We start from the raw sequence: 11055 nt of genomic DNA, 5'->3' as shown, positions 1-11055 counted from the left end.
AATCCAATCGAAATCCCTTTATTTAAAAAACCGGCAACTACTTGTGTATCAACTAAAGGCGTTGGTAATTGTTTAAAGCGATATTCAAAAACTTCTAAATCTTCGCTACACGCATGTAAGACTTTAATGACATCGGGGTTAGCTAATAATGCAATAAAAGAGGAAAAATCTTCAATACTATTTGGATCAATCAAGCTGACTTGCTCGCCATCAAACAATTGAATTAAGCCTAATTGAGGGTAAAAAGAACGAATACGGATAAATTCAGTATCTAATGCAATCGCTTTTTTGTTGGCAGCTTTCTGGCAGACCTCGTCTAATTGTTGGCTAGTCGAAACCCAATGATAATGGATAGTTTGGTGCATTTTTAAACGTTCTCTTGATTTTCTTTAATTTTAAAAATAAATAATGTGAATTGGATCACATTCTGAAAATAAATTGGTTGTATTCCTCCAAAATTAAAGGAAAATAATAACCAAATGGAGCAAATAAAACAAAATAATAAGGAAAAAAAGATGACAGAAAATCGCATTCAAAACATTGGCACAATTTATCGCTTAATTGAGCAATTTGAATTGATTTCAAGAACCGATCTTGCCAAATTAGCCGGCTTAGCACCAGCCTCTATTACCAATATAACTAAAGCATTGATTGACAAACAATTCATTATTGAACGTACGGCTCAAGATTCTATTTCTCGTGGGAGACCTGCTGTCGGGCTTTCTGTTTCCCCATTTTTCTGGCGTTTACTCTGTTTAACCATCTCGTCAGAAAAAATTCATGTTTCTCTTTGTGAATTAAACGGAACGCCTCTTTATACTGAGAATTATACCGTTTCTTCCATAGATTATCCTAGCCTTGACACACTAATTATGGAAAATCTGCAAGATTTTCACCAAAAATATCCGCTTGCAAAAGAACAATTGTTGGCTATTTCTGTTTGTGTTGTTGGAAAAATAGATGCTGATAAACGAATGATTACCGAGCTAGAAGGGCAAAAATTACACTGCCCTCTAATGGAAAAACTAGAGTCTCATTTTACACACCCTATTTTACTGAATGAACATTTCCATCTTTGGCTACTGGCAGAATCAACAGTAGGGAGTTTAATTAGCGATGATAATGTTATTTTCTTACAACTGGATGAATCCATTAACTTAAGTGTTCTCATGCGTGGCGCACTGCTCTATCAACAATCAAAAATGAATGTGGATAAGATGTTAATGCCTAAATTCAGTCCATTAAGCGACCAAATTTTTCCTGAACTTGATGAAATCCAACGCTATCAACTTACCAATCAAGTCACATTCTCAGCGTTAATAAGATTAATCGATTTACATCTACCGAATACCTTGAAAACAAATCAGGAAAAAATTGACTTCCTTTGTGAACAAATTGAACAACAAAATGCGCAAGCATTACTTATTCTCAACCATATTAGTGATAATTTGGCGTATGTGTTAATGAATCTTATCAACATATTCTCTACACAAAAAGTACTGTTTGATTCTCCTTTATTAAAAGTTAAACAGATTTTATTTGAACAAATTACAGAGAAATTACAAAAAACCTTGCTTATTGATGACCTTAACATCCAGTTGGTAACAAGCCAATTTGAATGGAATAACGAAATAATCCCTTGTTCTGCAATAAAACAAGGAATTTATGAAGGAAGTTTGATCAAGGACATAAACTAGCTTGCGCTTTTTAGATAGACTTATGGCTATTTGGAATCTGACTTAATAAGGAAGGACAAATATGCCATCTCTCTTTATCACGGGAACAGATACCAATGTTGGAAAAACAATTGTTACCCGTGCATTGTTACAAACATTGGCACAATATGATGTTCCTGTTGTACCTTACAAACCGATTGCCTGTGGTGGCGCGGAAGAATTACCAACAGAATTACCTCAAGATGATTATGCAAGTGAAGACAATAGTGACGTTTTAACATTACTTAAAAGCACACTTCCTCAAGTACAATATCGAGAAATCAATAGCTATACTTTTACGCACTCTAGCACACCTGTTTTTGCAGCATTAGATGCAGTAAGGCATATTCATGTTGAAAAACTTAACTATGATTTAACGCGCTTACAGAAAAAATATCATAATATTCTTGTGGAAGGGACTTATGGTTGGCTAACACCAATCAATAAAGACTTCAGTTTTGCGGATTGGGTTCAGCAAAATAAAATGCCCGTTATCTTAGTAGTGGGAATTAAAGAAGGTTGCGCAAATCATGCGTTACTTACTGCACAAGCAATTAAAGCCAGCGGTGTTCCTCTACTTGGCTGGGTGGCGAATCGCATAAATCCTGGGCTTCGTCATTATGTGGAGTTAGTTGAAATGCTAACACAAAAAATTGACGCTCCATTATTAGGACAAATCCCTTATATTGGAAGACCTGAAGAAAAAGAACTGCATCAATTTATTCAGAACCCTAATCCTTTATTGCACTATTTTCATAAATAGAGATAAAAAACTCCCCTGCTAGGGGAGTTTTTTCATATCACTTCTTCGTTATCGCACCTAAAAGTCCACGCATAATCTGCTTAGTAAGATTATTTCTGAGATTGCGTCCAACTTGCTGTGCTACTTGGCTAACAACTTGTTCCGTGAAAGATTGATCTTTTTTCTTTTTCGTGCCAAAAATTGATGCGATGAGTCCGCCAACAAAATTCTCTTTGCCTTCCTGCTCTGCTTGTTTTTGCGCTTCAACTTGTTTTGCCTGATCGTTTAGCATTTCAAATGCAGAGACATTATCAACATATTGGCTATAATGGAGATAAAGGTCATTTTGTTTAACTAAGCTATCACGCTCTGCCGCTGTTAGTGGTGTCAATTGGCTTCTTGGTGGATAAATATAAGCCACCTCAACCGGCGTTGGCATACCTTTTTCATCTAATACAGAAATCAGTGCTTCTCCAACCCCGAGAGTCGTAATTGCTTCAACAACATCAACACCTTTATTCGCACGGAAGGTTTCTGCAGCAGATTTAACCGCCTTTTGATCTCTTGGCGTAAAAGCTCGTAAGGCATGCTGAATACGGTTGCCCAACTGTCCTAAAACACTGTCCGGTAAGTCTAGTGGATTTTGTGTGACAAAATAAACACCAACACCTTTAGAACGGATTAAGCGGACAACTTGCTCAATCTTATCAACCAATACGGTTGGTGCACCATCAAATAAGAGATGCGCTTCATCAAAGAACAGCACAAATTTAGGTTTATCCGGATCGCCGACTTCCGGTAATTTTTCAAAGAGTTCTGCCATAAACCAAAGCAAGAACGCACCATACATACGAGGCGAATTAATCAATTTTTCTGAATTTAGAACGTTGATGACACCTTTACCATTACGGGTTTGAATCCAATCAAATAAATCTAATGCTGGTTCGCCAAAAAGCTTTTCTGCGCCTTCATTTTCTAAAGCAAGTAGCGCACGCTGAATTGCTCCAACACTTGCCGCAGAAACATTGCCATATTCCACTTGGAATTGTTTAGCATTTTCTGCAACAAATTTTAACATTGCACGAAGATCTTTAAGATCGATAGGCAATAACCCTTGATCATCTGCGACACGGAAAACTAAATTGAGTAATCCCTCTTGGGTTTCATTCAAATTCAATAAACGAGCCAGTAACATTGGCCCCATTTCAGAAATGGTTGTCCGTAGCGGTATGCCCGTTTCGCCAAATACGTCCCAATAAGATACAGGGTAACCGTTTAGATAACTTTCGCCCCCTAAATTGAATTGCTCAATGCGCTCTGCAATTTTTCCACTAAATTGACCCGCTTGTGAAATTCCTGAAATATCGCCTTTCACATCAACAAGGAAAACCGGAACGCCGTGGTCACTAAAACTTTCCGCTAACTTACGTAATGTAACAGTTTTACCTGTCCCTGTTGCACCAGCAATTAGTCCATGGCGGTTAGCCATTTTTGCTGTTAATGAAATTACATTACCCTCTTTAGACTGGGCAATCGCATAATTTGTCATGTTTTCTCTCTCTATGATTTAATGCCAACTTGGAAACCTCGTTCCCAATTTTTTTGATAACCTAGCGGTCCTGAACCTTTACAATAGGCTACACGCTGTTGAAACATTACGTCTCTTTGGCTACGAAATGATTTACCAACACGAAATCCATCTAAATACCAGTCGTCAAGATCGTTACAGGCAGTTGTATTAATACGACCATGAGCAATCTGTTGTGTTTTAGCAACTTTTTTTGTTGTGTGGGTATAATTACCTTTCGGTTCTGGATACCCCTTTGTAACACTAACAGCTTGCCTTGGTTTATTAGGTTCAAATGTTTTGCCCAAATCATCCCAAAACTCTTGTGTATCTGCTGTACATGCTGATAAGAATGCCGGTAATAAAAGGTAAATGATCTTATATTTCATATTCTATCGTTTCACATTCCGATTAAATCTTGGTGCTCTTTTTACTTTAGGCAAAGCCAATAGTGCTTGGCTATCATATTGACTAACCGGAATAGAATGCCCGATATATTCTTCAATTGCCGGTAAATTTACTGCATAACGCTCACAGGCAAAACTAATAGAATGTCCACTTTGCCCTGCTCGACCGGTTCGCCCAATACGGTGTACATAATCTTCACGATCATCAGGTAAGTCGTAATTAAAGACGTGAGTCACTTCAGGAATATGTAAACCACGTGCAGCAACATCTGTTGCAACTAAAATATCCAATTCTCCTTTCGTAAAGCTATCTAATAAAGCCAAACGTTTTTTCTGAGCAATATCACCTGTTAATAATCCCACTCGATGACCATCAGCAAGCAAGTATTGCCAAATTTCTTCACATTTTTGTTTAGTATTCGCGAAAATCATGCAACGCTCTGGCCATTCTTCCTCTAATAAAGTTAGAAGTAGCGCCATTTTATCTTCATTAGACGGATAGAAAAGTTCTTCTTTAATTCGATGCCCAGTACGTTGTAACGGTTCTATCTCGACATAAGAAGCATTATTCATATCTTCGTAAGCGAGTTCTCGTACTCGAGGAGATAATGTTGCGGAAAATAACATCGTTAAACGTTGTTCCGGTTTAGGACATTTGCGCATTAAATAGCGGATATCCTTAATAAACCCGAGATCGAACATACGATCCGCTTCATCTAATACAATAACCTGAATACAATCTAAGTTGATAATCCCTTGTTTTACGTAATCAATAACACGACCTGTGGTACCCACAAGAATATCAACCCCCTTTTCAATGGCTTCAACCTGCTTCTCATAACCATCGCCACCATAAGCTAAGGCTAATTTTAAATCCGAATGTTTAACTAACAACTCGGCATCAGAAGCAATTTGTACGGCTAATTCACGTGTAGGGGCTAAAATTAAAGCTCGTGGCTGATTTTTATTGCTTTGACATTCATTAGTCAGTAAATGATGAAATGTCGCAATTAAAAACGCCATCGTTTTTCCTGTACCTGTTTGCGCTTGTCCGGCAATATCATTTCCTTTTAACGTAATCGGTAATGTTTTTGCTTGAATCGGTGTACAGAATTCAAATCCTTTACTTTCTAGGGCGGCTAATACATTTTCGTGGATTGAAAAGTCAATAAACCGTTGTTCTGTTAAATGCTGGGACATTAAATCCTTCCTTCTTTTGTTATACAGGTAAATAATACCTTAAAATAAAAAAAGGAGGAAAAAAAATTCCTCCTTGTTTAGGGTCTGTTTATCTTTCAATAAAAGGCTGCGACGGAGCTTGTTTTTTGCCCAATCAAGGCGAAAAAACTGCCGTTTAGTTATTCTAAACAAAGTTTTTTTAACGCAGAGTGGGCAAAAAAGAAGCCCGTCCCTTCGGGTTGTGCCTAAAAAAGCCCTCGCCGTCGTTGTAAAACTTGTCAATAGTCCCGCTATTAACGGCGTTTTACGCCTAGCCGATGGCTTTTTTAGGCGACAACGCAGGCTTTTTGGAAAGATAAACAGACCCTATATATTTTTAACGTTCTACCCATTTTCCATCAAGATAATCTACAATCCATTTGGTTTTTTTGCCGTTTTTCTCTGACGTTACATATTGACGTTTCTCTTTACGACTAAAACTAATAATGGCTAGATTGCCTTCAGGGTCGGTTAATGGCGCATCGGCTAAATACTGTAATTTTTCCGGTAACCGATCACGATATTGTGCTAATTCCGATACTTTCGCAGGACGGCTTTCTCTCACTTTCGGGAAATTATGCGCTGACATAAACACACCAACCGCACTATCACGCAAAACAAAATAAGCATCCGCATTTTCGCATTTCAATTCAGGAAATGGAATTGGCTCTTCACGTGGCGGTGCAACTTCACCATTTTTCAGAATTTTACGGGTATTATCACAATTCGTGCAGCCCATATATTTGCCAAAACGTCCTAATTTTAAATGCATATCTGCGCCGCATTTATCACATTCGACAATTGGGCCATCATAACCTTTAATTTTAAAACTACCGGCTTCGATAATATAACCATCACAGTTTGGATTGTTACCGCAAACATGTAATTTTCTACTTGGGTCGATAACATAGCTATCCATCGCCGAATCACATTTCGGGCAACGCTTACGAGCCATTAACGCTTTCGTTTCTGTTTCATCGTCCAGCACATTGAGTAATTCAGCTTCCGGAATTAAATTCATTGTTGTTTTACAACGCTCTTTTGGTGGCAATGCGTAGCCGGTACAACCTAAGAATACCCCTGTCGAAGCGGTACGAATTGCCATTTTACGTCCGCAAGTCGGGCAATCAATATCCGTTGGCACGAGACTGTTTGGCTTCATTCCGCCTTCAAGCTCATCCAATTCCGCCTTAGTTAATTGTTCTGAAAAATCCTTAAAGAAGGTATCAAGCGCCGAAATCCAGTTTTTATTCCCTTCCGCAATTTGGTCTAAGGTTTCTTCCATATTAGCGGTAAAATCGTAGTTCATTAAATCCCCAAAGGATTCATTTAATCGATCTGTAACGATCTCACCCATTTTTTCAGCATAGAAACGGCGGTTTTCGGTACGAACATAACCACGCTCCTGAATAGTTGAAATAATCGCAGCATAGGTTGAAGGACGACCAATGCCACGCTTTTCCAACTCTTTTACGAGAGCCGCTTCAGAATAACGTGCCGGCGGTTTAGTAAAATGTTGGCTTGGAACGAGCTCATCGAGTGTCAGAACCTCATTTAATTCTACATTCGGTAATTCCTGATCTTCTGCCGTTTTCCCTTGGATAGGTAACGCTTTTGTCCAACCATCAAAACGTAAAACTCGGCCTTTCGCTTTGAACTCATAATCATTTGCCGTAACCGTTAAACTGGTTGAATCATATTGTGCCGGCGTCATTTGACAAGCTAAGAAACGGCGCCAAATTAAATCATATAAACGCTCCGCATCTTTATCCATACCTTTAAGATCGGACATCAACACATTTACATCAGAAGGACGGATTGCCTCGTGAGCCTCTTGAGCATTTTCTTTACTCGAATAAAAATTCGGTTTAGCCGGTAAATAGTCTTGCCCAAATTTTTTCTCAATATAACCCCGAGCCATTGTCAAAGCATCTTGGCTTAAATTGGTGGAGTCGGTACGCATATAAGTGATGTAACCAGCTTCATATAAACGCTGTGCCAACATCATTGTTTTCTTCACACCAAATCCCAAACGGGTGCTTGCGGTTTGCTGTAATGTCGATGTAATAAAAGGCGGACTGGCTTTTGAGCTTGTTGGTTTTTGATCAATTTCACTCACAATAAATGCAGATTGCTGCAAGTTTTTAACCGCTTGCATTGCTTCCGCTTCATTTCTTGCCTGCCATTTCTTACCTTGATAATTGGTTAATTCAAGCGGTAGTTTTTTACGTTTTGTTTGCGTATTCGCTAGAATTTCCCAATACTCTTCTGGTTGGAATGCCTTAATTTCTCGTTCACGCTCGACCAATAATTTAACGGCAACCGATTGTACTCGACCGGCAGAAAGCCCTCTTGCGACTTTCTTCCAGAGTAACGGAGAAACCATAAAGCCCACCACGCGATCTAAAAATCGGCGAGTTTGTTGAGCATTAACACGGTCTAAGTTTAATTGTTCCGGATGTTCAAATGCTTTTTGAATAGCATTTTTCGTGATCTCATTAAAAACTACACGGCTAAAGCGATTATCATCGCCACCAATCACTTCACGCAAATGCCATGCAATAGCTTCCCCTTCTCTATCCAAGTCGGTTGCAAGATAGATATGGTCTGCCTTTTTGGCTAACGATTTCAGTTCTGATACCACTTTTTGTTTATCCGGCATAATTTGATAATTAGCCTTCCAGCCGTGGTAAGGATCAATACCCATACGTTTTACCAACGCATTTTTTTCTTTTTCTGCCTTGAGTTTTGCTTTTTGTTCAGCTGTCAATCCTTTGGTTGATGTAGGTTTAGCTCGCTCCGCTTTTTCCTCGGTACCACTTTTTGGCAAATCACGAATATGACCCACACTTGATTTGACGACATAATCGCTACCCAAATATTTGTTAATGGTTTTTGCCTTAGCGGGCGACTCCACAATAACTAATGATTTTCCCATTATTCTTTCCCAATAAGCATTTTAAAATTTAAGTGAAATAACTTTTTTCATTGATTTTTTTACAGACTATTTTTACGATAGCAAGGCTACAAGAAAATTACAATATAAAGAAGAAGAAAATAAACGAAATGGATAAACTAAATGCAATTAGCCTATTTTGTAAAGTGATCGAAACGCAAAGTTTTACTCAAGCTGCTCAACAATTGGACATATCTTTGGCGATGGCAAGTAAGTTGGTCGCACAACTTGAAGAGCATCTTAATGTTCGCTTATTACACCGAACTACCAGAAAGATTACGCCAACGGAAGCAGGGTTACTTTACTATCAACGCTGCCAGCCTATTCTTAATGAACTCAAAGAAGCTGATGACAGCATCAATAACATCAGCGAGAATTTAACCGGCAAACTCTCCTTCTCTTTACCAATGGACTTCGGTTCACGCTTTGTTGCGCCTCATTTAGGGAAATTCCTTGAAGCCTATCCGTATATTGAATTACATCTCGAATTTAACGATAGACGAGTAGATGTCGTTTCAGAAGGTTTTGATTTAGTGCTCCGAGTTGGACGATTAGAAGATAGCAGTATTGTAGCTAAAAAAATTGCTGAATCACATCAAATCATTGTGGCTTCACCTGAATATCTCGCTATTCACGGTACGCCAAGAACGATTCAAGATCTTGACCAACACACTTGCTTACTCTATGAAAATCATCAAACGTGGGATTTTTCATTCGGCGAGGAAACATTAAGATATAAAGCGAAAGGCAGAATTTATAGTAATAATGGCTACTCTCTCGTCCAAATGGCAAAAGACCATCAAGGAATTATCAACATTCCGAAATGTTTAGTCACTAAAGAATTAAAAAATGGCGAACTTATTCCGATTTTAGAACATCTTGATCAAAGGAAATTGGATATTAGCTTGTTATATCCTAATCGCCGCTATTTATCGCCAAAAGTGAAGGTATTTATTGATTTTTTAGCAACGTTGATGAAAGAGCAAAAAGAAGCGTTAGTTAAGGGGTAAATGTAAATTTACCCCCAAATTTGACCGCTTGTTATTACACTAAATCCAACACCAAAATTTTCGACATTCGTTGGTAATTATAATGTTCACGCTTATAAGCAGGCAGATCTTCTGTACCTTTTAATTCAAAGCCGCGTTCTTGGAACCACTGTGTTGTACGTGTTGTTAAAACAAACAATTTCTCAACACCTAATTGCACGGCTCTACGCTTAATCGCATCAAGTAACACATCGCCACGAGATGAATCACGATAGTCTGGGTGTACCGCAACGCAAGCCATTTCTGCCATTTTTTCCTCTTCAAAATGGTTTAATGCCGCACAGGCAATCACAATACCATCTCGCTCAATAATGGTATAACGGCTAATTTCAACCTCAAGTTGTTCACGAGAACGTTTGACTAAAATGCCTTGCTCTTCTAAAGGTCGAATTAAATTCAGTAAACTTGGAATATCGTGAGACGTTGCAATGCGAATATGTTCCGAACTTTCTTGAGATAATTGCGTACCAATACCATCTCGAGAAAATAACTCTTGAAGCAATGAGCCATCTTCTTTATAGCTAAGTAAGTGCGCACGTTTAAGCCCAGCATTGCTTGCTTCCACAGCAGCTTGGAGAAAGCGAGCGGTTGAGTCGTGATATTTCCCCGCTTCAATCAAATTGGATAAATAGCGTTTGGCTTCACGAGGATGAATATCTGGGACTACTTCGCCGTGTTCATCTAATAAACCTTGCGTTTCACAAAAACCAATCAGTTTATCGGCTTTTAGCTTAATCGCAACTTGAGTAGCAATCTCTTCAAAAGGTAAATTAAACATCTCCCCTGTTACAGAAGGCGCAATCGGGCTAATCAAAACAATCGCATTTTGTTCTAATTGCTGTTCAATATGTTCGACATTGATACGGCGAATTTTGCCGCTTAGCCCATAATCCACGCCATCAATAACCCCTAAAGGTTGAGCTAAGATCGCATTGCTACTCACAACATTGATAACAGGCGAGTTTGGCAAACGTAAAGAAAGACGAGAGAAAATATCGTAATGTAGGCCTCCAACAGCTTGTTTGACATACTCTAGCGTTTCGAGATCTGTCACTCGAATGTGATGATGATATTGCGACAAGCGGTTATTTTTTGCTAATAATTCGTCAATTTGATAACGAGCGCCAAACACGAGTACCAATTTAATACCTAAACTATGTAACAAACTAATATCATTGGCGATGTTCACAAAATTGGGATGAGCAACCGCATTACCATCTAACATAATGACAAAGGTTTTCCCTCTATGCATATTCACATAAGGCGTGGATTGTCTGAACCATTGAACTAATTCTGTATTACGCATAATTTCCTCACTTTTTAATAGTGTAGTTATAACTCAAAATGAATAGATATGCAATAAAAATGAATTAAAAATCAAAATCTCTCATTCACTTTCGT

8 protein-coding genes and 1 pseudogene are annotated in these 11055 nt (G+C 38.4%); 3 read left to right on the top strand and 6 right to left on the bottom strand.

All coding sequences use genetic code 11. The annotated features are described in order from the left end of the window. Nucleotides 1-365: pseudogene (locus AM305_RS05900) on the bottom strand (ribonuclease D); the annotation flags it as partial. A 150-nt stretch (nt 366-515) separates the two neighbouring features. Between AM305_RS05900 and AM305_RS05895 the strand changes: the two are divergent. Then, entirely contained in the window at nt 516-1697 is a 1182-nt protein-coding gene (locus AM305_RS05895) for an ROK family protein (protein ID WP_005824032.1), read from the top strand. A 61-nt stretch (nt 1698-1758) separates the two neighbouring features. Continuing rightward, on the top strand, nt 1759-2478 hold the full coding sequence (gene bioD, locus AM305_RS05890; RefSeq protein WP_005824031.1) for a dethiobiotin synthase: 720 nt from the start codon (nt 1759-1761) through the stop codon (nt 2476-2478). A 37-nt stretch (nt 2479-2515) separates the two neighbouring features. Here bioD and AM305_RS05885 read toward each other — a convergent pair whose 3' ends face one another. The 4 genes from AM305_RS05885 to topA form a co-directional block, all read right to left on the bottom strand. Beyond that, a complete protein-coding gene (locus tag AM305_RS05885; RefSeq protein ID WP_005824029.1) occupies nt 2516-4006 on the bottom strand; it encodes a helicase HerA-like domain-containing protein in 1491 nt (496 codons plus the stop codon). 11 nt (nt 4007-4017) lie between these two features. Beyond that, nucleotides 4018-4413 carry a hypothetical protein gene (locus AM305_RS05880; RefSeq protein ID WP_005824026.1) on the bottom strand — a complete coding sequence of 132 codons (396 nt, stop codon included), beginning with the start codon at nt 4411-4413 and terminating at the stop codon, nt 4018-4020. 3 nt (nt 4414-4416) lie between these two features. After that, a complete protein-coding gene (gene rhlB / locus AM305_RS05875) occupies nt 4417-5631 on the bottom strand; it encodes an ATP-dependent RNA helicase RhlB (protein WP_005824024.1) in 1215 nt (404 codons plus the stop codon). Nucleotides 5632-5986: 355 nt separating this feature from the next. Continuing rightward, a complete protein-coding gene (gene topA / locus AM305_RS05870) occupies nt 5987-8587 on the bottom strand; it encodes a type I DNA topoisomerase (RefSeq protein WP_005824022.1) in 2601 nt (866 codons plus the stop codon). Nucleotides 8588-8715: 128 nt separating this feature from the next. Here topA and AM305_RS05865 point away from each other — a divergent pair, with 128 nt between their 5' ends. After that, nucleotides 8716-9615, top strand: coding sequence for a LysR family transcriptional regulator (locus AM305_RS05865; protein WP_005824020.1), 900 nt, complete (start codon nt 8716-8718; stop codon nt 9613-9615). A 34-nt stretch (nt 9616-9649) separates the two neighbouring features. On the opposite strand, the gene argA is transcribed toward AM305_RS05865, so the two are convergent. After that, nucleotides 9650-10960, bottom strand: coding sequence for an amino-acid N-acetyltransferase (gene argA / locus AM305_RS05860; protein WP_005824019.1), 1311 nt, complete (start codon nt 10958-10960; stop codon nt 9650-9652). Nucleotides 10961-11055 lie beyond the last annotated feature (95 nt).

Source organism: Actinobacillus minor NM305 (assembly GCF_000175195.1).
Taxonomy (GTDB): Bacteria; Pseudomonadota; Gammaproteobacteria; order Enterobacterales; family Pasteurellaceae; genus Haemophilus_A; species Haemophilus_A minor.
This window is presented reverse-complemented; position numbering and strand designations above follow the sequence as displayed.

Excerpts from the sequence above, each read along its gene's own strand:
- AM305_RS05895 (WP_005824032.1), top strand. The coding sequence starts at position 516 with ATGACAGAAAATCGCATTCAAAACATTGGCACAATTTATCGCTTAATT.
- bioD (WP_005824031.1), top strand. The coding sequence starts at position 1,759 with ATGCCATCTCTCTTTATCACGGGAACAGATACCAATGTTGGAAAAACA.
- topA (WP_005824022.1), bottom strand. The coding sequence starts at position 8,587 with ATGGGAAAATCATTAGTTATTGTGGAGTCGCCCGCTAAGGCAAAAACC.
- AM305_RS05865 (WP_005824020.1), top strand. The coding sequence starts at position 8,716 with ATGGATAAACTAAATGCAATTAGCCTATTTTGTAAAGTGATCGAAACG.
- rhlB (WP_005824024.1), bottom strand. The coding sequence starts at position 5,631 with ATGTCCCAGCATTTAACAGAACAACGGTTTATTGACTTTTCAATCCAC.
- argA (WP_005824019.1), bottom strand. The coding sequence starts at position 10,960 with ATGCGTAATACAGAATTAGTTCAATGGTTCAGACAATCCACGCCTTAT.
- AM305_RS05885 (WP_005824029.1), bottom strand. The coding sequence starts at position 4,006 with ATGACAAATTATGCGATTGCCCAGTCTAAAGAGGGTAATGTAATTTCA.
- AM305_RS05880 (WP_005824026.1), bottom strand. The coding sequence starts at position 4,413 with ATGAAATATAAGATCATTTACCTTTTATTACCGGCATTCTTATCAGCA.